Below are 22491 nucleotides of genomic sequence, written 5' to 3' on the forward strand. Positions count from 1 at the left end.
AGGTGCGGCAGTCTCACGTTCCATGGACAAGAAGACTGTTTCGCGCGACGGCACCGCCATCGCGTACGAACGCATCGGTGCGGGTGCGCCCGTCGTCCTGGTCGGTGGCGCGATGACCACGGGCGACGGGCTGCTGCCGCTCGCCGCGCAGCTCGCGCACCGGTTCGGGGCCGTTCCCTACGACCGCCGGGGCCGGGGCGCCAGCGGCGACACGGCGCCCTTCGCGGTGGCCCGTGAGGTCGAGGACCTCGCGGCGCTGATCGACGCCGTGGGCGGCAGCGCGGCGCTCTACGGCCACTCCTCCGGCGCCGCCCTGGTCCTGCACGCGGCGGCGAGCGGCCTCCCGGTGACCCACGTCGCCCTGTACGAGCCCCCGTTCGCCCTCGACACGACCGGCGCCAAGGAGCGCGCCGAGTACACCGAGCGCCTCACGGAACTCCTCGCCGAGCACCGCCACGGCGACGCCGTCGCCCTCTTCATGGCGCTCACCGGCGCACCCCCGCAGATGATCGAGGGCGCCCGCAACTCCCCCATGTGGTCCGGCATGGAGGCCATCGCCCCCACCCTCGCCTACGACGACGCGGCCATGGGCGACGGTCTGGTGCCGGCGGAGCGGCTGGCCTCCCTGTCCGTCCCGGTGCTCACGATCGCGGGCGGCGCGAGCGCCGAGTGGATGCGCGAGGCCGCGCGAGCCGTGGCGGACGCGGCGCCGGACGGGACGTACCGCACGTTGGAGGGCCAGACCCACATGGTGGACCCGGCCGTCCTGGCGCCGGTGCTCACGGAGTTCTTCGCCGACTAGCCGACCGGCCAACCAGCCGTGCAAGGGCCCGACATCACGCCTACGGGCCCTGCACCGGCCGTGTCAGGCCATCGCCGTCGCCGCGCGCGTGGTCGTCGCGATCGTCGCCGACCCCACCACGCGCGTGTCGTCGTAGAGCACGATCGCCTGCCCGGGGGCCACGCCCCGTACCGGCTCGGTGAACGTCACCTCCAGGGTGCCGTCGACGAGTTCGGCGGTGACCTCGGTCTCGCCGCCGTGGGCGCGGAGCTGGGCGGTGTAGGTGCCGGGGCCGGAGGGGGCCGTGCCGCACCAGCGGGGCTTGACGGCGGTGAGGCCGCTGACGTCGAGGGAGGCGGCCGGGCCGACCGTCACGGTGTTGTCGACCGGGGAGATGTCCAGGACGTAGCGCGGCTTGCCGTCGGCGGCCGGGGTGCCGATGCGCAGGCCCTTGCGCTGGCCGATGGTGAAGCCGTACGCGCCCTCGTGCGAGCCGATGACGGAGCCGGACTCGTCGACGATGTCGCCCTCGGCCTTGCCGAGGCGGTTGGCGAGGAAGCCCTGGGTGTCGCCGTCGGCGATGAAGCAGATGTCGTGCGAGTCGGGCTTCTTGGCGACCGCGAGGCCCCGGCGCTCGGCCTCCGCGCGGATCTCGTCCTTCGTCGTCACGGTGTCGCCGAGCGGGAACAGGGCGTGCGCGAGCTGCCGCTCGTCCAGGACGCCGAGGACGTACGACTGGTCCTTGGCCATGTCGGAGGCGCGGTGCAGTTCGCGGGTGCCGTCCTCGTTCACGATCACCTGGGCGTAGTGGCCGGTGCAGACCGCGTCGAAGCCGAGGGCGAGCGCCTTGTCGAGGAGCGCGGCGAACTTGATCTTCTCGTTGCAGCGCAGGCAGGGGTTCGGGGTGCGCCCTGCCTCGTACTCGGCGACGAAGTCCTCGACCACGTCCTCGCGGAAGCGGTCGGCGAGGTCCCAGACGTAGAACGGGATGCCGATGACGTCGGCGGCGCGGCGGGCGTCCCGTGAGTCCTCGATCGTGCAACAGCCACGCGCGCCCGTGCGGAACGATTGCGGGTTCGCGGAGAGCGCGAGATGGACGCCGGTCACGTCGTGGCCGGCTTCCGCGGCGCGGGCGGCGGCGACGGCGGAATCGACGCCGCCCGACATGGCGGCGAGTACGCGAAGGGGGCGAGGGCGCTGCGAGGTCTCAGTCATAACCCTTCCAGGGTACGGGGCATCGGGAACCGGAACCCGCGAGTATCCGTTGACGATCACATGGGGGAGACACAGAGCGAGCAGAGCCGTCGGGACAGTGAGGACGCCGGGGACGGTGGGGACGGTCGGGCGGGGAAGCCACCGGGGCCCGCGGACACCGCGCCGGGCGGCCCGGTCCGGCGGCCCGGGCGGCGTGCGCTGCTGATCGGCGGGGTCGTGGCCGCCGTAGGGACCGCTGTGGTGGCTCGGGACGAGTTGGCTCGGTTGTGGTGGCGGACGCCGGGGGTGGAGAAGCCGCGGACTCCGGGGGCCGTCGATTTTCCGGGGGCCACGTGGGTGGCGGCTTCCTCGGCGAACTACCGGCGGGCCGACCGGCCGGACGACTACGCGATAGACCGGGTGGTCGTCCATGTCACGCAGGGCGGTTACGGCAGTGCGGTGAAGGCCTTCCAGGACCCCGGGCACCAGGCCGCCGCGCACTACATCGTCCGCAAGGGCGGGGCCGTCACGCAGATGATCCGCGAGCTGGACGTGGCCTTCCACGCGGGGAACCGGGAGTACAACGAACGCAGTGTCGGCATCGAGCACGAGGGCTTCGTGGAGCGGAAGTCGTCGTTCACGGACGCGATGTACACGGAGTCCGCACGGCTGACGGCGGCGATATGCGGGCGTTACGGAATCCCTGTGGACCGGAAGCACGTCATCGGGCACGTGGAGGTGCCGGGGACGGATCACACGGATCCCGGGCGGTACTGGGACTGGGACCGGTACATGACACTCGTAAGGCGGGCACACCAGACACACGTGTGACTCGGGTCACACCGCGCTTTGGCTATGAGTCGTTTCAGTTACGGCGGTGTCCGTTGCGTCCCCTGCTCCGAATGTGACCTGGGGCACGTCAACTCGGCTGCTCTTCAAGGGGAGTTGTGGAGGGATCGTGCACGCTTACCTTTCACAGCTTGCTGTGCTGACTACTAAGCGTCGCCCAGTCTTTACACAGCCCTTAGGTCAAATCTCTGCCGCATGACACACACCAGCGAGCCCGCGTCCGAGCAGAACAGAGACAGCAAGGGCAACCACCGCAAGACCACCGCCGAGAAGCGCGACCACGGCAAGGACAGCGCCGCCCGGGGCAAGGGTCTGCACCGGCGCAAATTCCTCGGCGGCATGGCCGGGGCCGGCATAGCGGCGGTCGCCGCGGCCGGCGGCGCCTTCTCGCTGCTGAACGACGCGGCGAAGAACAAGGCATCCGCGGCGGACAGCACCCTGGTCATCCCGGACCTGCTGGAGGGCACCACCACCAGCGGCGTCACCACGTTCACGCTGGAGGCGAAGACCGGCACCCACGAGGTGATCTCCGGCGTCACCAGCAGCACGATGGGCTACAACCAGGACTTCCTCGGCCCCACCCTGAAGTGGACGAACGGCGACGAGGTCCTGCTCAACATCACCAACGACATCGGCGAGGACACGACGGTCCACTTCCACGGCGCCCATGTGCCCGCGAAGATGGACGGCGGCCCGCAGGTCGCCTTCGCCGACGGCACGACCTGGTCGCCCACGTTCACGGTCAAGGACCCGGCCACCACGCTCTGGTACCACCCGCACGCCCTGGGCACCACCGCCAAGCAGGCCGTGCACGGCCTGGCCGGCATGATCATCGTCGAGGACTCCTCGGACGCGTCCGCCGCGCTGCCCAGCGACTACGGCGTCGACGACATCCCGCTCATCTTCCAGTCCCTCGCCGTGGACACCGACGGGGACATCAAGTACGACGCGGCCGGCTACCGGCTGAGCACCACCACCTTCCCGCTGCTGCTCAACGGAACCAACGTGGACTCCACCACGCTCGGTTTCACCGCGACGAAGACCCGGACCCGGTTCCGCGCGCTGAACGCCTCGCCGTCCGACATCATCGTGATCCAGCGCAGCGACGGCGGCACCCTCACCCAGATCAGCACCGACCAGGGCTATCTGACCGCGGCCACCGAGGTCACCACGATCCGCCTGGTGGCCGGTGCCCGGGCCGAGTTCGTCATGGACCTCACCGCGGACGCCACCCTCCAGGCCGTGATCACCACCGGCTGGATCCGCGGCGGCAGCGGTACGTACGACGTCCTCGCGGTGACGGCCAGTGGCTCCGACACCCCGGCCGACCTGCCCAGCACCCTCAACACCATCGACCGCTACGACACGAGCGACTTCACCGCCCGGACGATCACGCTGGGCCAGAGCGGCGCCACGATGCTGATCGACGGGGCCGCGGGCACGACCATGGCCGCGATGGCGATGATCAGTACGACGCTCGGCTCGAAGGAGATCTGGACGATCCAGAACTCGACCCAGCTGGAGCACTCGTTCCATCTGCACGACGTGCCCTACCAGTTGATCTCCATCAACGGCGAGGATCCCACCGGGGTCCAGCTCGGCTGGTACGACACCTACGAGGTGGTCGGCGGCGGCTCGATCAAGATCGCCATGGAGTTCACCGACTTCGCCGACGACACCTACATGTACATGCTCCACTGCCATCTCCTGCAGCACGAGGACGAGGGCATGATGGCCTCCCTCATGGTCACGGACGACGGCACGAGCACCACCACGACGGACACCGACGACTCCACGGCCACGGCCAGCGCGAGCGCGACGGCATCCGCGAGCGCCTCCGCGTCGGCGACCGCGACGGACGACTCCACCGCCACGGCGACCGCGAGCGCCAGCGCGACGGACGACTAGAAGCCCGTCCGGCGTCGGCCTCCCCCGTGGGCGCCGGACACCTCTTGCCGGAGAGACCGGGGAGAGCCGGCGGGCTCTCCCCGGCTCTCGTGTGTCCGGGTCAGGTCAGGCCGGCGGCGCGGGCCCGCTCGACCGCCGGGCCGATCGCCTTGGCCACCGCCTCGACATCGGCCTCCGTGGAGGTGTGGCCGAGGGAGAAGCGCAGGGTGCCGCGGGCCAGGTCCGGATCGGTGCCGGTGGCGAGCAGGACATGGCTGGGCTGGGCGACGCCCGCCGTGCAGGCCGAGCCGGTGGAGCACTCGATGCCCTGGGCGTCCAGCAGGAGCAGCAGGGAGTCGCCCTCGCAGCCGGGGAACGTGAAGTGCGCGTTGGCGGGGAGGCGGTCCACCGGGTCGCCGCCGAGGATCGCGTCCGGGACCGCCGTACGGACGGCCGCTACGAGGTCGTCGCGCAGGGCGCCGATCTCGCGGGCGAACCATTCGCGCTGTTCGGCGGCGAGGCGGCCGGCGACCGCGAAGGAGGCGATCGCGGGGACGTCGAGGGTGCCGGAGCGCACATGGCGTTCCTGGCCGCCGCCGTGCAGGACGGGTACGGGCGTGTACTCGCGGCCCAGCAGCAGGGCGCCGATGCCGTACGGCCCGCCGATCTTGTGGCCGGAGACGGTCGCCGCGGCGAGCCCGGAGGCGGCGAAGTCGACCGGGACCTGGCCGAAGGCCTGCACCGCGTCGGCGTGCAGCGGCACCCCGAACTCCCGTGCCACCTCGGCGAGTTCACGGACCGGCAGAACCGTGCCGATCTCGTTGTTGGCCCACATCACGGTCGCCAGGGCGACGTCGTCGGGGTTGCGGGCGATCGCCTCGCGCAGCACCTCGGGGTGGACCCGGCCGTAGGAGTCGACCGGGAGGTACTCGACGGCGGCGCCCTCGTGCTCGCCCAGCCAGTGCACGGCGTCCAGGACGGCGTGGTGTTCGACGGGGCTGGCCAGGACGCGGGTGCGGGCCGGGTCGGCGTCGCGGCGGGACCAGTACAGGCCCTTCACCGCGAGGTTGTCGGCCTCGGTGCCGCCGGAGGTGAAGACCACCTCGCTGGGCCGGGCGCCGAGCGCCTCGGCGAGGGTCTCCCGGGCCTCTTCGACCGTACGGCGGGCCTTGCGGCCGGAAGCGTGGAGGGAGGAGGCGTTGCCCGTGATGCTCAGGTGGGCCGTCATCGCCTCGACTGCCTCGGGAAGCATCGGGGTGGTCGCGGCGTGGTCGAGGTATGCCATGGTGACGCCGATTCTACGGGCCCCGGCGCGCACCCCGGAGGGGCGGGCGGTCCGGTGCCGGACGGGGCGGTGGTGGCGCGGCTCGTCCCGGGCCGCTTGTCACCACATCCGCGCCGGTCGCTTCCGGTGGCTGCCGGAAGGATCTCCGGTCGCGCCTAGAAGCTCCAGGAAACCGTGCTGTCCATCTGCATGAAGGCGACGAGGACCAGCAGATCGGCGATGCCGAGTCCGAGGCCGAGGAAGGCACGGCCGCGACGGGCGGTGCCGCGCCACAGCGCCGCGCCAGCCAGGGCGATGGCGATCGGGCCGAGGAACACGTTGAGCACGAGCAGGCCGACGAGGCCGAGGATGAAGGACGCGACGGCCATGCCGTCGGCGTCACGACGGCCGGTGGGCTTCACGTTGGCGTCATGGGTGGTGTTGCTTGCCGGGGCGGTGAGTTGCATGTGGGTTCAGCTCCCGATGATCGGGCGGGTGGTGGGCCGGGCTGTCAACAGACAGGCGTGGACGGTCAGTTGGCGGTCGTACGGCTGCGGCGGCCGTGCCGCTCGCGGAGCGCGAAGATGCCCAGCCAGACGGCGATGACGGTGGCGGCGACGGCGGTGAAGGCGAGCGGCGCGTGGGCCACCGTGCCCACCACGACGCCGAAGAGCAGGAGCGCTACGACGAGGAACAGCATGGGATGAATCCCCCTCCGAGCCGGCCGGGACGTCCGGGACGGCTCTCGTTACGTTTCGGTGAACGGTTGTAGTAACACTTGTTCACTGAACTTGAGTCTAGCGCGTCGGGCGACTTTCCAATTACGGAGAACAGTTGTTAACTGGATGACATGAGTCACACCCTCGGCATCCGGCAGGCACAGAAGCAGAAGACCCGACAGGCGTTGCTGGACGCCGCGTTGGGGCTGCTGGAGGAGCAGAGCCTGAGCAGTCTCGGCCTGCGCGAGGTCACCCGGGCCGTGGGCGTCGCCCCGACCGCCTTCTACCGGCACTTCCGCTCCACGGCCGACCTCGGGGTCGCGCTCGTCGAGGAGGCGCTGGGCAGTCTGCATCCGATGATCCGGCAGACGGTGGCCCCGGCCGACAGCGGTCAACGCATCACGCGGGCCGTCGAGTTGATCGCCCATCACGTGGACACGTATCCGGCGCACGTCCGCTTCATCGCGCGCGAGCGGCACGGCGGGGTGCAGCCGGTGCGGGAGGCCATCCGGGAGCAACTCGCCCGGTTCGCCGAGGAGGTGAAGGCCGAGCTCGCCAAGGACCCCGAGTCGCGGGGCTGGCGCGACGACGACCTGCTGATGCTGGCCCACCTCTACGTCGACCAGATGCTCATCACGGCCTCGCTCTTCCTGGAGGCACTGGAGGCGTCGGACGAGGAGCGCGAGCGGGTGGCCCAACTCGCCCAGCAGCAGATGCGGTTGATCAGCGTGGGGCGGCGGCACTGGCTCGGCTGATCACCCCGCACGCGTGACATACGACAGGGGCGGCACGCCCGGTGTACGAGCGTGCCGCCCCTGTTGTGCGGGGCCGCGGTCAGCCCTGCTGCGGGGCCCCGCTCATCTGGCCGCCGCCCGGGCCACCGCCGCACCCGCCGCCAGGGCCGCCGCCCTGGCCGCCCTGTCCGCCGCCTCCGCCGGGGCCGCCGGTCGGCATGCCGGACGCGTTGCCGGTCGGCATGCCCGTCGGCTTACCCGAGGCCGCGGCGCCCGTGGGCGCGCCGGAGGGGGCGCCGCTGGGCCGTGCCGTGGCGTTGCCCGTGGGCATGCCGGAGGCGGAACAGGACTGTGTGGAACCGGAGTTGCCGCTGCCGGAGGACGACGAAGAGTCGCTCGAACCGCAGGCCGCCAGGGCCAGGGGCGAGAGCGCCAGCAGGGCCACTGCGGGGAGGAGACGCGCACGCTTCATGAGAAACAGCTCCAAAAACGATGAGGATGTCTTGTGACGGGAACTCAACCAACGCCGCTTAAGCCTTCGTTGTCGGAGCCCTGTCCCCACCCTGTGCGCGAAGTAAAGGGCGCCTCAAGAGACCGCCCTGACCTGCGACTTCACTCTCGGGCCGCGCCTACTCGCTGGTACAGCTCCGTGACAGAAGCGGCCGCCGCGGCCACCTCCACACGCACCTCCGGCGGTGATACGACCTCCAACGCGTCGGCGAACTGGAGCAGTTGACGCGCTTCACGGACGACGCCGTACGACAGCCGGACCGTCACCCACTCCTTCTCGCCCTCGTCCTCGGGGAGTTCGGCGAGCGAGGAGGCGTTGAGGCGCAGGAACATGTCGAGGCGGGAGCGGCGGACGCGGACGGTGACGTCGAGTCCGCCGGGGCGTTCCTCGACCTGACGGCGCAACTCCTCCCAGGCGTCGGCGAGTTCGACGCCGGGGCGGCGCTTGACCGGGTCGGGCAGGAGGGTGGCCGAGTGCACGCGGTCGGCGCGGAAGAGGCGGGGGCGGGCCCGGCGGTCGGCGACGAGATACCAGACGCCGGCCTTGGAGACGAGGCCGTACGGGTCGACGGTGTAGGTGCTCGGCTCCTTCGCCCCGCTGTGCCGATAACGCAGCCGCAGCCGCCGGTCGGCGAAGACCGCGTCCTGCAACACGTCCAGATCCACGGCGGGTTGGGGCCCGCCCTTCCAGCGCGTGGCGTCGACGAGGATGCGCCGCGAGGTCACCTCGGCGGCCGGCCGGTACGGCGCCGGCAGCGCGGCCATCACCTTGCGCAGCGCGGAACCGAGCGCGGCGTCGAGACCGAGGGCGGCGTGGGCGCCTTGCGCGGCCAGGATGAACAGGGCACGCGACTCGTCGGCGGTCAGTCCCGTCACATCCGTACGGAACCCGGCGAGCAGCTCGATCCCCCCGTGCCGCCCGCGCTCGGCGTACACCGGCACCCCGGAGGCGGACAGCGCCTCGACGTCCCGGTAGATGGTCCGCACCGACACCTCCAGCCGGTCGGCGAGTTCGTGCGCGGGAACGCGCCCCCGGGTCTGCAGGAGCAGGAGGATCGAGAGGAGACGGTCGGCCTTCACGCCCCCCAGGATCCGCCTCCCGGAAACCCCGCGCAAATGTTGACGGAAACTGTCAGGTTATGGGCCCACCATCGCCCCCATGAACACAAACAGCACCGACCCCCGCCCCCTCTACACCCGAGCCACCGAGCAGGCAGCCGCCCTGATCAGGACGGTACGACCGGAGCAGCTCTCCTCCCCCACCCCCTGCACGGAGTTCGACGTACGCACCCTGCTGAGCCACCTCGTCGGCGGCACCCACCGCATCGCGACGATCGGCGAGGGCGGCGACGGCATGGCCGTACACCCCTTCGTGGAGGGCGTGACCGACGACGGCTGGTCGGCCGCGTACGACGAGGCCCGCGTCCGGGTCGGGAACGCCTGGGCGGACGACACCCGCCTGGACGCCCTGGTCCAGGTCCCGTGGGGCAGAACACCGGGCCGTATCGCCCTCTCCGGCTACATCATGGAGAACGTCACCCACGTCTGGGACCTCTCGGAGTCCCTGGGCCACCCTCTCCAACTCGACCCGGAACTGGCCGAGTTCGCGCTCGCCATGGCCCGCCGGGTGCTGCCCGACGCCGAGCGGGACGCGGACACCCCCTTCGCCACGGCACAGGCCGCGCCCGAAGGGGCCGACGTCTACGGGCAGTTGGCGGCCTGGCTGGGGCGGAAGCCGGTCAGCTGAGCCGGGCCCGCGCCAACTGCCTTGACTGGGCCACCAGTCGGTCCTCGGTGTCCCAGACCTCCGCGTCCTCCTCCAGGAAGCCGCCGGCCAGGTTGCGGGTGGTGATCGACACCCGCAACGGTCCCGGTGCGGGACGGGCGCGGACGTGGACCGTGAGTTCGACCGTGGGGACCCAGCCCTTCAGGCCGATCTCGAAGGCCGTTGGGGGGAGGGCGTCCACCGTGAGGAGGAGGGAGAGCGGGTCCGCGTCCCGGCCGTCCGCCAGGCCGAACCAGGAGCGCATTTCACCCTTGCCGGAGGGGGCGCCGAGGGCCCAGCCGAGGGTGGAGGGGTCCAGCTTGAGCATCAGGCGGTCGGCGATGGCCGAGCTGCCGGAGACGGGGGCCGGGCCGTCCTCCGGGCCGAAGCACTGGTCCATGGGCGGGAACACCGGCGGGCGTGCCGTCGTACGGATGTCGTCCGGGAGGGTGTCCAAGTCGCCGTAGGAGGCCAGGACTCGGATGCGTTCGATCTCCCTGCCCTCCTCGTCGTACTGGAAGAGGGACGCCTGGCCCGTGGAGAGGGTGCGGCCGGTGCGGACCGTGTCCGTGCGGATGACCGCCGGTCCCGGTTGGGAGGCCGTGAGGTAGTGCGCGGAGATCGTGAACGGGTCGCTGTGCGGGAGCGCGTCCGCCAGGGCTCGGCCGAGGACGGCGAGGAGGTAGCCGCCGTTGACCGCGCTGATGATCGTCCAGCCGGGCGAGAGGTCGATGTCGTAGACGCCGGGCGTGCGGCGGGTGACCGCCGTGTCGCGGTCGAACTCGCTGTCGCCGATCGTGGCCTGTGCGGCCCGCGTGGGTGCCGGGGCGGGTGCTGCTTCTCGCATGAATGAACCGTACAACATGACATTACTAAGCGGTAGCTTTGTTGTTGCGGGCATATGAAACCACCGGTGGGTTGTCCGCCGGCCGGGTGAGGAACCGGCAATTTCTTGGTAAGTGTCCGGACTCGTCCGTGACCCGCGGCCCGTGATCCCCCTCTTTGGGGACATGAGCCTCACCGGGACTCCGTTCCTCTACACCGCCGTCGTGCTGACGATCGTCGCCCTCATACTGCCGCTCGTGCTGTGGTCGCGGCTGCGCGGCCCCAAGGCCGTCCGCGTGGCGGCACGGGCCCTGATGCTGCTGTTCGCCCAGGCGACGGCCGTCACCCTGGTCTTCGTCATGGTCAACAACCAGAACAACCTCTACGACAACTGGGCCGACCTCCTCGGCACCGGCAACCACGTCCAGCAGGCCGCGAACCTCGGCAAGAACGGCACCGGCAACATCTCGCTGAACAAGCTGCCCAAGGTCAAGCAGGACTTCTCCCCCGCGACCGGTCCCGGCATGAGTTCCGCGGGCCAGGTGGAGGTCACCCAGCTCAAGGGCCGGGTGTCGGGCGTGAACGCCGAGGTCTACGTCTGGACCCCGCCGCAGTACAAGGAGGCGGCATACCGCCACAAGAAGTTCCCCGTCGTGGAACTGCTGCCGGGCTGGCCCGGCTCCGCCAAGGCCTGGTTCGGGTCGATGCACGTGACGCAGCAGCTGGAGCCGCTCATGAAGAGCGGACGGATCGCGCCGTTCATCCTGGTCGCGCCGCGCTACAACCTGCTGGCCGGCGTGGACACCGGGTGCGCCAACATCCCCGGCACGGTCAACGCCGACACCTGGCTGAGCGTCGACGTGCCGAAGATGGTCACGGACAACTTCCGTACCCAGCCCGCTCCCAAGGGCTGGGGGGTCGCCGGTTACTCGGCCGGCGCGCACTGCGCGGTCAAGCTCGCCGTCGCCCACCCCGACCGCTACCAGGCCGCGGTGAGCATGTCCGGCTACAACGACCCGATCGGCGAACGCAACTCGCTGGCCGCACAGAGCGTGGCCCTGCGCGAGGCCAACAACCCCTATCTGCTGCTCAAGAAGGCGACGACACCGCCGCCGATCGCGATGTACCTCTCCGGCGAGTCCGGCGACGGCTACCAGGCGGGCGTGGCCCTCGAACAGATCGCGAAGGCGCCGACGAGCGTGCACGTGGTGTTCCTGCCGCGCAGCGACGGCGGACACACCATGGCGCTGTGGCGGCCGCAGGTGAGGACGGTGTTCCGCTGGCTGACCCTGGAGCTGGGCCAGAACCACCCCAGGATCACTAAGTCGGCGTCGGATCCTCTCGGGCATTCGACCGCCGGTTCCAGGCGCGAGGCGCTCGCCAGTGGAACTTCATCGCGAGCAGGCGCAACACGAAGGCGGTGACGACCGCGAGCCCGCTGGTGAACGGGCCCAGCGCGTCGTAGTGGATGCACACGGCGACCATGGTGGCGCCGACGATGGCGGGGACCGCGTACAGGTCGCGGTCCCAACGCAGCAGGGACGGCGTCTCGTTGGCCAGCACGTCGCGCAGCACACCGCCGCCGACGGCGGACCCGAGACCGAGGGCCACCGAGGCGGTCAGGCCGAGCCCGTAGTCGTAGGCCTTCACCGTGCCGGTGACACAGAAGAGGCCGAGGCCGGCCGCGTCGAAGACGTTGACGCCGGCCTGGATGCGCTCCACGTGCGGATGGAGGAAGAACACGAGGAGCGCGGCGACGAGCGGGGTGCTGAAGTAGCCCAGGTCCGTGAAGGCGGCCGGGGGTACGGCCCCGATGATGAGGTCCCGGAAGACCCCTCCGCCCAGCGCGGTGACCTCGGCGAGCACGGCGATGCCGAACACGTCGAAGTTCTTGCGGACGGCCAGCAGCGCGCCGGAGATGGCGAACACGAAGATGCCGACGAGGTCGAGCGTGTGCTGGACGGAGGGACTGAACAGTTGCTGAAGCACCCCACATTCTTACCTACAGAAGGGTGCCTCCCTTTCAAAGCAAGGGTTACAGGGTCGGTTTCCCTGGCGTGAACAGCCAGGTCTGGAACAGGTCGTCGAGCTGTTGCCCGCTGATCTTCTCGGCCAGCTTGATGAAGTCCGCGGTGCTGGCGTTGCCGTAGCGGTGCAGCTTCGTCCAGGTGGGCAGGAGCTTGAAGAACGCGGTGTCGCCGATGCGTTCGCGGAGCATCTGGAGGGTCATCGCGCCGCGCTGGTAGACGGCGGAGGCGAACATGGTGTCGCGCTGCGGGTCCGCCACGACGGTCTGCCAGAAGGCGTTGTCGGCGGGGCGGGCGTTGTAGCCGGCCAGGAACGAGTCGTGCGCGGTGCGGGTGCCCTGGTGCTCGGCCCACAGCCACTGGGCGTAGGTCGCGAAGCCCTCGTTGAGCCAGATGTCCTTCCAGTGCGCGACCGACACGGAGTCGCCGAACCACTGGTGGGCCAGCTCGTGCACGATCGTCGTCTCGCTGCGCACGGCCGAGTAGGCGGGCTTGCTCTGCACCTCCAGCGAGAACCCGGCCTCCGGCATGTCGTCGACGATCGCGCCGGTCTCCTCGAACGGGTACGGCCCGAAGACCTGCGACCAGTAGTCGGTGGCGGCGGCCGTCACGGCGTACACGTCGACGCTGTTGCTGTTGGCGAGGACGGGGTCGATGGCGACGTAGATCGGGGTACCGCCCGGGGTCGTCCCCGTCTTGACGTCGAACTTCCCGATGGTGGCGGTCGCGAGATAGGTCGCCATCGGCTTGCTCTCGCGCCAGTGGGTGTACGTCGAGTCGCCCTTGTCGTACGTCGACACGAGCCGGCCGTTGGAGACTCCGGTCAGGCCCTTGGGGGCCTTGATGCGGATGTCGTAGGTGGCCTTGTCGGAGGGGTGGTCGCTGGACGGGAACCATGTGGAGGCGGCGTTGGGTTCACAGGCGACGAAGACGCCGTCGGTGGTCTTCATCCAGCCGTAGTCGGAGCCGAACACGATGGGTCCGTTGAGGGGTTCGGGCACGCCGCCGTAGGTGACGGTGACCGTGAAGTCCCTGCCCTTGCGGAGGAAGTCCCGCGGAGTGATGCGCAGTTCGTCGCCGGAGCGGGTGAACTGGGCCTGTCTTCCGTTCACTTGGACCTTCGTGACCTCCAGCTTCTGGAGGTCCAGGTCGAAGGAGGAGAGGTTCTGGGTGGCGCGTGCCGTGAGGGTCGTACGGCCGTCGAGGCGGTCGGTGTCGGGGTTGTAGGCGACGTCGAGGGCGTAGTGCCGGGCGTCGAAACCGCCGTTGCCGAGCTGCGGGAAGTAGGGGTCACCGATGCCGTCGGCGCCGGGGGTGGGGGCGGAGGAAGCGGCGATGACAAGAAAAGAGGCCGCCGCTGTCGCGAGGGCCCCCAGACGTGCCGAACGGGAGAGTGCCATGAGTCGTCCCTTCGGGTGCGTATCCGATCAGCCGGACGCGCTCGACTCTGCACTCTCCCGTTTCGACATGGACATGACTTTACCAAGTTGTCATGCGCTACTTGGGAGTTGACTCCTGATCGCCCGATTCCGCTTCCGGCTCCGGGGACGCGGAGACAGCCTCGGGGGTCTCGGCAGCCTCTGCGGTCTCGTCGGACAGCGTCGCCGCCACCGCCGCCGACGTCTCCGCCGACTCCTGCAGGGCCGTCTCGCCGAGCAGCTTCTCGGCCTCCTTCGCGGCCGTCAGCAGGACCGTGTCCTGCGGAGCCTGGTCCGCGAAGTTCTCCGGGTGGTGGCACGCGACCTGCTGGCCGGGCTTCAGCTCCAGGAGCGGCGGCTCGGTCGTAGTGCAGATCTGCGTCGCCTTCCAGCACCGGGTGTGGAAACGGCAGCCGCTCGGCGGCGAGATCGGCGAGGGCACGTCACCCGTGAGCAGGATGCGGTCGCTCTTCGCGTTCTTCCGCCGCGGGTCCGGGATCGGCACCGCCGACATGAGCGCCTTGGTGTACGGGTGCATCGGCGCCTTGTACAGCAGCTCGCGGTCGGCGAGTTCGACGATCTTGCCGAGGTACATCACGGCAATACGGTCCGAGACGTGCCGGACGACCGAGAGGTCGTGCGCGATGATCACGTACGTCAGGCCGAGCTCCTGCTGGAGGTCGTCGAGCAGGTTCACCACCTGCGCCTGGATCGACACGTCGAGCGCGGAGACCGGCTCGTCGGCCACGACCAGCTTCGGGTTGAGCGCGAGCGCGCGGGCGATGCCGATGCGCTGGCGCTGGCCGCCGGAGAACTCGTGCGGGTAGCGGTTGTAGTGCTCGGGGTTGAGCCCGACCACCGACAGCAGCCGCTGCACTTCCTTCTTGATCCCACCCTCGGGGTCGACGCCCTGGAGCTTGAAGGGCGCGCCCACGATCGTGCCGATGGTGTGGCGCGGGTTCAGCGACGAGTACGGGTCCTGGAAGATCATCTGCATGTCGCGGCGCAGCGGACGCATGCCGCCCACACCGAGGTGCGTGATGTCCTTGCCCTGGAACTCGACGGTGCCGCCCGTCGGCTCCAGCAGCCGGGTGATCAGCCGCCCCATCGTCGACTTGCCGCAGCCCGACTCGCCCACGACACCCAGCGTCTCGCCGGCCTTGACCTCGAAGTCGAGACCGTCGACCGCGTGCACGGCGCCGACCTGCCGTTGCAGCAGGCCCTTCTTGATCGGGAAGTGCTTCTGCAGCCCGGTCACCTTCAGCAGGGTCTCGCCGGGGGCGACACCGCCCTTGGTGGCCACGGTGCCTTCGCTCTGCACAGGGATGCTCACTGCTGTGTCCTTGGGTTTCTCGCTCACAGCTTCGGCGCAATCTCGTTGATCCAGATGGTCTCCCGCTGCTCCGCGCTCAGGTGGCAGGCGGCCCAGTGCCGGTTGCCGACCTCGCTCAGCTCGGGACGGACCGTGCGGGTGACGTTGTCCTTCGGGACGTCGGCGTAGGGGCACCGCGGGTTGAAGGCACAGCCGGACGGGATGTTGATCAGCGAGGGCGGCGAGCCCTTGACCGGGACGAGCCGCTCCTGCTGCTCACGGTCGAGCCGCGGCATCGAGCCCAACAGGCCCCAGGTGTACGGGTGTCGGGGCTCGTAGAACACGTCCTCGGCCGGACCGCGCTCGACGCACCGGCCGCCGTACATCACCAGGATGTCGTCGGCCAGTTCGGCGACGACGCCCAGGTCGTGGGTGATGACGATGACCGCGGAGCCGAACTCCTTCTGCAGGTCCCGGATGAGGTCGAGGATCTGCGCCTGGACGGTCACGTCCAGGGCGGTCGTCGGCTCGTCCGCGATCAGCAGCTCGGGGTTGTTGACCAGCGACATCGCGATCATCGCGCGCTGGCGCATACCGCCGGAGAACTCGTGCGGGTAGCTGTCCACGCGCTTGTCCGGCTGCGGGATGCCCACCCGGTCGAGCATCTCGACCGCACGGCGCTTGGCGGTCTTCTTGTCGACGTTGTGGTGGATCCGGTAGGCCTCCACGATCTGCGCGCCGATCGTGTAGTACGGGTGCAGCGCGGAGAGCGGGTCCTGGAAGATCATCGCCATCTGCCGGCCGCGCAGCTTGCGCACGTGGTCGGGGTCGGCGGTGAGCAGCTCGGTGCCGTCCAGCCAGATCTCGCCGGAGATCTGCGCCTTGCGCTTGCCGTACTGGCCGGCGGTGTGCAGGCCCATGATGCCGAGCGAGGTCACCGACTTGCCGGAGCCGGACTCGCCCACGATGCCGAGGGTCTTGCCCTTCTCCAGCGCGAAGCTGAGCCCGTCGACGGACTTGACCAGACCGTCGTCCGTGGGGAAGTGCACCTTGAGGTCGCGCACTTCGAGGAAGGCGGTGGGCGCGGGAGAGGCGTCCGTGGGTTCGCCCACGGCTGCCCCGCTCTTGCTGAGTTCCGTCATGAGAGCCTCACTCGGGGGTCGATCACGGCGTACAGGATGTCCACCACGAGGTTGGCGAGAAGCACCGCGAGAGAAGTGATCAGGGTGACGCCCAGGATGATGGGCAGGTCCTGGTTGCGGATGGCGTCGAGCACCGCGCGGCCGAGGCCGGGCAGGTTGAACGTCGACTCCGTCAGGATGGCGCCGCCGATGAGGGCGCCGAGGTCCATGCCGAGCATGGTCAGGATGGGGGTCATCGTGGAGCGCATGGCGTGCTTGCCGATGACGACCGGTTCGGTCAGGCCCTTCGCGCGGGCGGTGCGGATGTAGTCCTCGCCGAGGATCTCCAGCATGGTGGCGCGGGTGATCCGGGCGTACATCGCCGCGTAGAGGAAGGCGAGCGTGATCCAGGGCAGGATCATGCCGCCGAACCAGCCGCCGACGCTCTGGCTGAGTGGCACGTACTGCGCGTCGATCCATTTCAGCCCGAAGGCGAAGATCGCCAGGCTGAGCAGACCGGTGAAGTAGATGGGGAGGGAGACACCCGCCAGTGCGACGACCATCGCACCGCGGTCCCAGATGCTGCCCCGCTTGAGGGCGGAGAGCACACCGGCCGCGACACCGAAGACCAGCCACAGCACGGCGGCACCGAGCGCGAGACCCAGGGTCACCGGGAAGCGGTCGGTCAGCACCGGCCAGACGGCCTGCTCGCTGCGGAAGGAGTAGCCGAAGCAGGGTGCGGCGCAGTGTGTGACGTCGCCGCCGCCGGAGTAGGTGCGACCGGCGAAGATGCCCTTGAAGAACTCCCAGACCTGGGAGTAGATCGGGTCACCCAGACCCAGCTTCTCCCGTACGGCGTTGACGGCTGCCGGGTCGGCCTGCTTGCCCACGAAGCTCGCGGCGATGTCGACGCCCGCCCACTTGGGGACGAGGAAGAAGATGCCGAAGACCACCATGACGATGACCACGAGCATCACTGCGGCGGCGAACAGCCGCCTGATGAGATAAGCGAGCACAGCTTACGGCCCGCCGCGGGGCCGCGGGCCACCGGAGATTGTCCGATGGCCCGCGACCACGCCGCGCCGGCCTTCACCTGCCTTTCGTGCCGTACGGCGGGTGTGCCGGGTTACTTCTTCGGGTTCTTCAGGCCGAGGTTGACGAAGTCGTACGTACCGCTGTAGTTGTCCGTCGTGTAGACGTTCGCGAGGTTGTCGCTGCGCCAGTTGATGTACTTCTCGAAGACGAAGGGCAGGTAGTACGCGCCCTCCATGATCTTGTGGTTGATCTCGGTCGAGATCTGGGCCTTGCCCGACTCGTCCAGCGTGGTGACGTAGCTGTCGAACAGACCGTCGATCGTCTTGTCGTTGATCAGCGCGAAGTTGTTGTTACCGCTCTGCGCGATGTACTTGCTGTCCCACAGCGGGAGACCGAAGCCCTGGACGGTCGGGAAGTCCGGACCCCAGCCCATGATGATGATGCCGTAGCCCTTCTTCTTCACGTTCGAAGGGCTGCCGATGATGCCGGTGGTCTGCGAACCGTCGAACTGGTCGATCTGCGCGTTGATGCCGATCTTCTTCAGCGACGCCTGCAGCGACTGGGCCGTGGCGACCTCGACCGGCTTGTTGTTGCGCACCGCGATGGTGGTGGAGAAGCCGTTCGGCTTGCCGCACGCCTTCAGCGCCGCCTTGGCCTCGGCGATGTTGCCGTTCTTGTTCGCACCCGAGATCTTGTACGGGTCGTACTTCTGGCCCTCGGAGCCCGGGACGGACGGCGGGAGCATGTTGGTGCCGATGTCACCACCGGCGATCGGGCCACCGCGCGCGGTCTGCAGCGAGACGTGGTCCGCACCGAGGATGACGGCCTTGCGGCACTCGATGTTGTTGAACGGCGCCACGCTCTGCGGGAAGGTCGCGTAGCGGATGTAACCCGAGACCGGGTTGTCCAGGTTGGCCTTGTGCTCCTTCAGGGCGGTGGTGCGGCCCTGCGGGGACATGCCGGTCTGGTTGATGTCCAGGTCCAGGTCACCGTTGAGCAGGCGCTGGTCCAGCTGGTTGGCGTCCGAGAAGAACTGGACGGTGATCTTGTCCGGGTAGGCCTTGCGGACCGGGTCCGAGGACTGCTTCCAGTTGGTGTTGCGCACCAGCGTCAGGCTCTTGCCCGGGCTGTACGACTGGAACTTGTACGGACCGGAGGAGAACGGCTTCAGGCCGTACTTGGACTTGGTGTCCATGTCCTGGCGGACCGGGGAGGCCGAGACCAGCGCCAGCACGTCCTGGAAGTCCGAGTTGGGCTTCGGGAGGTGGAAGACGATCGTCTTGTCGTCCGGCGTGCTGATCGCCTTCAGACCGAGCTTGTCCTTGGTCGTGTCCTTGTAGGGACCCTTGTACTCGCCCTTGGGGTCGAGGAAGTCCTTGAGGTACGTCGGACCACCGGACAGCACGTCCTGCGCCCACACGCGCTCGATGCCGTACTTCACGTCCTTGGACGTGATCGCCTTGCCGTCCTCCCACGTGATGCCGTCACGCAGGGTGTACGTGTAGGTCTTGCCGCCGTCGGTGACCTTGGCGAGACCGGTGGCGAGGTCCGGGGTGAGCTCGGCGCCCGCCTTGCCCGGCTCCGCCTTGCCCGTGACCAGCTGGCGGCTGTAGTAGCGCGCGAAGTCCCACATGAAGCCGTAGTAGCCGCGCGTGGTGTCCCACGAGTCGGCGTCCTGGGCCCCGCCGAACTTCAGCGTGCCGCCCTTCTTGACCTCGGAGGCCTGGGCGACCTTGTTGTTGGCGGCGTTGAAGCCGGCAGCACCGGTCTTCGAACCGCTGTTGTCGTCGCTGCCGCCGCCGCACGCCGCCGTGGTCAGCAGTGCGGCGACCGCAGCAGCGGCGGCGAATGCCTTCTTACGCCGCCCTGGAGTGCGTTGGGTAGTCACGATCTCGGATCCTCCGGACTAGATGAGAGACCCCGTGTTGGTGCCACGGGACAGATGAGGGTGGTACGGATGCTCAGCGGGATGCCTTCGGGTCCAGCGCATCGCGCACGCCGTCGCCGAACAGGTTGAAGGCCAGGACGGTGATGAAGATCGCCACACCCGGGACCACCATGTACATGGGGTCGGACTCGTAGTAGTCGATGGCGCTCGACAGCATCTGCCCCCAGGACGAGGTGGGCGGCTTGACGCCCACGCCCAGGAAGCTCAGGGCCGCCTCGGTGAGGATGTTGGTGGGGATCATCATGGTCGTGTACACGATGATCGGCGCGACCAGGTTGGGCAGCAGTTCCTTGAACAGGATGTAGAACCGCCCGGCACCCAGCGAGCGGGCGGCCTCGACGTACTCGCGCTCACGCATCGAGAGGGTCTGGCCGCGCACCACGCGTCCGATGTAGGGCCAGCCGAAGAAGCCGATGACCAGGATCATCACGAACACACGCACGTTGGACCCGGACAGGCCCAGCATGTCGTTCGGCATGACGGAGACCAGGGCGATCGTGAACAGCAGCTGCGGGAAGGCCAGCAGACCGTCCATCACGCGGCTGACGAGCGAGTCCACCCAGCCGCCGAAGAAGCCGGCCAGGATGCCCAGGACGGTACCGAGGACGACCGCGACGACGGCGGACAGGAAGCCCACCAGGAGCGAGACGCGGGCGCCGTAGAGGATGCGGGCGAAGATGTCGCGGCCGTTGACCGGCTCGACACCCAGCAGGTGATCGCCGCTGATGCCGCCCAGCGACCCCTTGGGGGTGCCGAACAGCGGGTCGATCAGGCTCTCGTTGTACGCGTCGGGGTCCTGGCCGAGCAGGTGGGTGATGACCGGCGCGAGCAGGGCGAGCAGGATGAGGACGAGCACGACGATGCCGCCCGTCAGCGCGAGCTTGTCCCGCTTGAGTCTTTCCCAGGCGATCCGGCCCAGGGAGCGACCCTGGACCGCCTTCGCCTGGGCGCTCACAACCGCCGCTTCCTCGGCCGCGCTCGGGGCCGTTTCCGCAGTCGGCTCGTGCAGTGGTGCCGTCATCTGGCAGGGACCCCTCTCAACCGGCGGTAGCCGGCCCACACTTGCCGCTGTGGCGGCGTGATCAGTCCGTCGTACATCGGGGCGAACGGCCCCTGGTGCGGGAGTCTTCAACGCTTTGGTGATCTGTTGCCAGACTTGGCGGTGAATGGATGCGCAAACGTGATGCGGTCAGGAGGGTTCCGTTATACGGACACGGGGTAACGCCCCCCGGACGCAGGGCACTTGGGACAGAACGCCGAATCGGCGCCATTTTGGGCATCTCGCCGCTATCTACGCGCGAAGAAATGTGTCGTAGACGTAAATCCTGCGGAGAAGCGGAGAAGAGGACTCGCGGGTTCAGTATCCACCACGGACGGGTGGGTATCCGTACCCGCCCGCCTGAGCGGGTGCCGCGTGGGCCTCGCGGTCGTAGAACGGACGGGCGTTCGCGCGCAGCCAGAGCGCCACCGGGTCGTACTCGTCGGACATCGCCACGGTCGACACCGGCAGCCCGTCGGGGACCGCGCCGATCGACTGCTGCATCATGCCGCGCACCGAGTCCACGGCCGGCGGGCTGGTGTCGTAGACGTCCAGACCGATCGCGAGATACGGCGCTCCGAGCGCGGGCTGGACCCAGGCGCGGCGCAGCGCGCGGACCGCGGGGGTGCGGTGGGCGTTCTGCGTGAGCAGGGCGTAGAACTGCGGGATCTCGATGGTCGGTTCGGACAGGCGCAGGGGCCCTGCGGGCTGGCGCTCCAGGCCGGTGGCGATCCTGCGCAGGTCGAGCCAGGGGATGCCGACGCCGCCGCCGGGCGCGTGCGGGTTGAGCCAGAGGCCGAAGTGGTCGGGGTACAGGGTGCGGGCCACGTCGAGGCCGTCGACCACCTCGTACGAGCGGTTCCAGCCGCTCGCCGACAGTTCCTGGGCGGAGGTGACGCAGGGGGCGTAGCCGTACTTGTCGACCTGCATGTTTCCGTACTGGGCGTCCGGGGAGCCGGACTGGCCGTGCCACAGGAGCATCCAGATCTGACCGGAGTGGGGGGTCGCGAGGGCGCGCAGGAGCGCCTCGTAGGCGTCGTAGCGCCCGGGCGTCACCTGGCGCAGCATGTGCTCGACCTGGCCGGTCGCTGTGCCGCTGGCGCTCACGTGTACCGCCCCTTCTGCTGAGTTGGCCTGCGTTTGGAAACAGCTTAAGCGCCCAAGGGGCGGGGGCCCGTGGTGCGTTCGCGAGTGCGGGTGCGTCGTGGCTGGGTGCGCAGTTCCCCGCGCCCCTGAAGGGGCGCCCTCAGTGACCCTGTGTATAGAAGGGGCGCACTGTCTGCCTCATCCAGTCCGCCACCGGGTCCTGGGTGACGTCCAGGAGGACCAGGTTGACCTGCCACTGGATCGTGAACTGGCCCAGGGCTCTTGCCAGGGCTTCGGTGGGGGCCGCTCTCAAGTCGCCGTCCCAGTTGGTGAGTTCCACGCCTACGAACATCACGGGGTCGGCCGTCTCGATGGCGGCGAGGCAGCGGCGGGCCGTGGCGACCACGCCGATCGCCGCGAACTCGGCGGAGGCGGCGGCGAGGAAGTCGACCGGGTCGTCCTGCCAGTCGGGTTCGAAGAGGCGGACGCGGCCGCCGCTGGTGGGGCCGTCGAGGGCGGTGCGGCCGATGCGGCACAGCTCGGCCACGGCGGGGGGCGGGAGGGGTACGCCGACCACGCCGTCCGGGTTCACCGCGATGCCGACCTGCGGGGGCAGCCCGCGGGCGAACTCCACCGCGGGCGCGATCGTGAACGACAGGTGCGAGCCGACGACCTGGCGGAACTGTTCCTCGGAGCTGAAGACCGGGACGTACGCCTGCCCGTCGATCTCCAGCGTGGGCAGGTCCAGGGGGCCGCTCTGCGGGCCGCCGCCGCTGGGCAGCGGGATCCAGATGAAGCTGCGGCCGAGCACCTCGATGATCCGGCCGCCCGCCGAGGGCATGCCGAGGGACACCGAGAGCACCTCCTCCAGCTCGTTGCCCGGCCATCCGCCGTGCGGATGCGGGTGGGGGTACGCCTGACCGGGGAAGTCCGCCGGGAAGTCCATCTACCTACCGCCTGCTGGTGAAACCGCCTGC

The 22491-nt window shown here is 69.4% G+C and carries 22 protein-coding genes; 6 read left to right on the forward strand and 16 right to left on the reverse strand.

From position 1 onward, the window contains the following. The first annotated feature begins 22 nt into the window (after window positions 1–22). Window positions 23–802, forward strand: a complete 780-nt coding sequence (locus ACIBK4_RS02090; RefSeq protein ID WP_398991224.1) for an alpha/beta fold hydrolase — start codon at window positions 23–25, stop codon at window positions 800–802. A 63-nt stretch (window positions 803–865) separates the two neighbouring features. On the opposite strand, the gene mnmA is transcribed toward ACIBK4_RS02090, so the two are convergent. Then, complete coding sequence (mnmA, locus tag ACIBK4_RS02095; RefSeq protein WP_398991226.1) at window positions 866–1996, reverse strand: tRNA 2-thiouridine(34) synthase MnmA; 1131 nt, start codon at window positions 1994–1996, stop codon at window positions 866–868. Between the two features lie 60 nt (window positions 1997–2056). Here mnmA and ACIBK4_RS02100 point away from each other — a divergent pair, with 60 nt between their 5' ends. Both ACIBK4_RS02100 and ACIBK4_RS02105 read left to right on the forward strand, forming a co-directional pair. Continuing rightward, complete coding sequence (locus ACIBK4_RS02100; protein WP_398991228.1) at window positions 2057–2806, forward strand: N-acetylmuramoyl-L-alanine amidase; 750 nt, start codon at window positions 2057–2059, stop codon at window positions 2804–2806. A 213-nt stretch (window positions 2807–3019) separates the two neighbouring features. Then, window positions 3020–4732, forward strand: a complete 1713-nt coding sequence (locus ACIBK4_RS02105) for a multicopper oxidase family protein (protein WP_398991230.1) — start codon at window positions 3020–3022, stop codon at window positions 4730–4732. 100 nt (window positions 4733–4832) lie between these two features. Here the strand turns inward: ACIBK4_RS02105 and ACIBK4_RS02110 are convergent, their stop codons facing one another. The 3 genes from ACIBK4_RS02110 to ACIBK4_RS02120 form a co-directional block, all read right to left on the reverse strand. Next, complete coding sequence (locus ACIBK4_RS02110) at window positions 4833–5996, reverse strand: cysteine desulfurase family protein (protein ID WP_398991232.1); 1164 nt, start codon at window positions 5994–5996, stop codon at window positions 4833–4835. Between the two features lie 155 nt (window positions 5997–6151). Then, a complete protein-coding gene (locus tag ACIBK4_RS02115; RefSeq protein ID WP_398991234.1) occupies window positions 6152–6442 on the reverse strand; it encodes a DUF4190 domain-containing protein in 291 nt (96 codons plus the stop codon). Window positions 6443–6507: 65 nt separating this feature from the next. Next, window positions 6508–6675 carry a hypothetical protein gene (locus ACIBK4_RS02120; RefSeq protein ID WP_365306810.1) on the reverse strand — a complete coding sequence of 56 codons (168 nt, stop codon included), beginning with the start codon at window positions 6673–6675 and terminating at the stop codon, window positions 6508–6510. Window positions 6676–6825: 150 nt separating this feature from the next. Between ACIBK4_RS02120 and ACIBK4_RS02125 the strand changes: the two genes are divergently transcribed. Next, complete coding sequence (locus tag ACIBK4_RS02125; protein ID WP_398991236.1) at window positions 6826–7449, forward strand: TetR family transcriptional regulator; 624 nt, start codon at window positions 6826–6828, stop codon at window positions 7447–7449. Window positions 7450–7528: 79 nt separating this feature from the next. On the opposite strand, the gene ACIBK4_RS02130 is transcribed toward ACIBK4_RS02125, so the two are convergent. Together ACIBK4_RS02130 and ACIBK4_RS02135 are read right to left on the reverse strand one after the other, a co-directional pair. Beyond that, entirely contained in the window at window positions 7529–7900 is a 372-nt protein-coding gene (locus ACIBK4_RS02130) for a hypothetical protein (protein ID WP_366098151.1), read from the reverse strand. A 140-nt stretch (window positions 7901–8040) separates the two neighbouring features. Then, a complete protein-coding gene (locus tag ACIBK4_RS02135) occupies window positions 8041–9018 on the reverse strand; it encodes a helix-turn-helix transcriptional regulator (protein WP_398991238.1) in 978 nt (325 codons plus the stop codon). A 79-nt stretch (window positions 9019–9097) separates the two neighbouring features. Between ACIBK4_RS02135 and ACIBK4_RS02140 the strand changes: the two genes are divergently transcribed. Beyond that, window positions 9098–9685 (forward strand): TIGR03086 family metal-binding protein, encoded by a 588-nt coding sequence (locus ACIBK4_RS02140; RefSeq protein WP_398991240.1) that lies wholly within the window; start codon window positions 9098–9100, stop codon window positions 9683–9685. Here ACIBK4_RS02140 and ACIBK4_RS02145 read toward each other — a convergent pair. After that, on the reverse strand, window positions 9678–10550 hold the full coding sequence (locus tag ACIBK4_RS02145; RefSeq protein WP_398991242.1) for a thioesterase family protein: 873 nt from the start codon (window positions 10548–10550) through the stop codon (window positions 9678–9680). The genes ACIBK4_RS02140 and ACIBK4_RS02145 overlap by 8 nt on opposite strands. Window positions 10551–10713: 163 nt before the next feature. Between ACIBK4_RS02145 and ACIBK4_RS02150 the strand changes: the two genes are divergently transcribed. Further along, a complete protein-coding gene (locus tag ACIBK4_RS02150) occupies window positions 10714–11952 on the forward strand; it encodes an alpha/beta hydrolase (RefSeq protein WP_398991244.1) in 1239 nt (412 codons plus the stop codon). On the opposite strand, the gene ACIBK4_RS02155 is transcribed toward ACIBK4_RS02150, so the two are convergent. The 9 genes from ACIBK4_RS02155 to ACIBK4_RS02195 all read right to left on the reverse strand — a co-directional run bounded on the left by ACIBK4_RS02155 (window position 11849) and on the right by ACIBK4_RS02195 (window position 22460). Then, complete coding sequence (locus ACIBK4_RS02155; protein WP_398991246.1) at window positions 11849–12517, reverse strand: trimeric intracellular cation channel family protein; 669 nt, start codon at window positions 12515–12517, stop codon at window positions 11849–11851. The genes ACIBK4_RS02150 and ACIBK4_RS02155 overlap by 104 nt on opposite strands. A 46-nt stretch (window positions 12518–12563) precedes the next feature. Further along, entirely contained in the window at window positions 12564–13955 is a 1392-nt protein-coding gene (locus ACIBK4_RS02160) for a M1 family metallopeptidase (protein WP_398991248.1), read from the reverse strand. 97 nt (window positions 13956–14052) lie between these two features. Then, complete coding sequence (locus tag ACIBK4_RS02165; protein WP_398991250.1) at window positions 14053–15306, reverse strand: ABC transporter ATP-binding protein; 1254 nt, start codon at window positions 15304–15306, stop codon at window positions 14053–14055. Between the two features lie 23 nt (window positions 15307–15329). Beyond that, entirely contained in the window at window positions 15330–16427 is a 1098-nt protein-coding gene (locus tag ACIBK4_RS02170) for an ABC transporter ATP-binding protein (RefSeq protein WP_398991252.1), read from the reverse strand. After that, window positions 16424–17422, reverse strand: coding sequence for an ABC transporter permease (locus ACIBK4_RS02175; protein WP_398991254.1), 999 nt, complete (start codon window positions 17420–17422; stop codon window positions 16424–16426). Before ACIBK4_RS02175 ends, ACIBK4_RS02170 begins: the two co-directional genes overlap by 4 nt. A 110-nt stretch (window positions 17423–17532) precedes the next feature. Next, window positions 17533–19329, reverse strand: coding sequence for an ABC transporter substrate-binding protein (locus ACIBK4_RS02180; RefSeq protein WP_398991256.1), 1797 nt, complete (start codon window positions 19327–19329; stop codon window positions 17533–17535). A 73-nt stretch (window positions 19330–19402) separates the two neighbouring features. Beyond that, complete coding sequence (locus tag ACIBK4_RS02185) at window positions 19403–20410, reverse strand: ABC transporter permease (RefSeq protein WP_398991258.1); 1008 nt, start codon at window positions 20408–20410, stop codon at window positions 19403–19405. Window positions 20411–20746: 336 nt separating this feature from the next. After that, window positions 20747–21535, reverse strand: coding sequence for an enhanced serine sensitivity protein SseB C-terminal domain-containing protein (locus ACIBK4_RS02190; protein WP_398991260.1), 789 nt, complete (start codon window positions 21533–21535; stop codon window positions 20747–20749). Window positions 21536–21674: 139 nt separating this feature from the next. Then, window positions 21675–22460, reverse strand: a complete 786-nt coding sequence (locus ACIBK4_RS02195) for an enhanced serine sensitivity protein SseB (protein ID WP_398991262.1) — start codon at window positions 22458–22460, stop codon at window positions 21675–21677. Window positions 22461–22491: the final 31 nt, after the last annotated feature.

The sequence above is a fragment of the Streptomyces sp. NPDC050528 genome, from assembly GCF_044457795.1.
Lineage (GTDB): Bacteria > Actinomycetota > Actinomycetes > Streptomycetales > Streptomycetaceae > Streptomyces.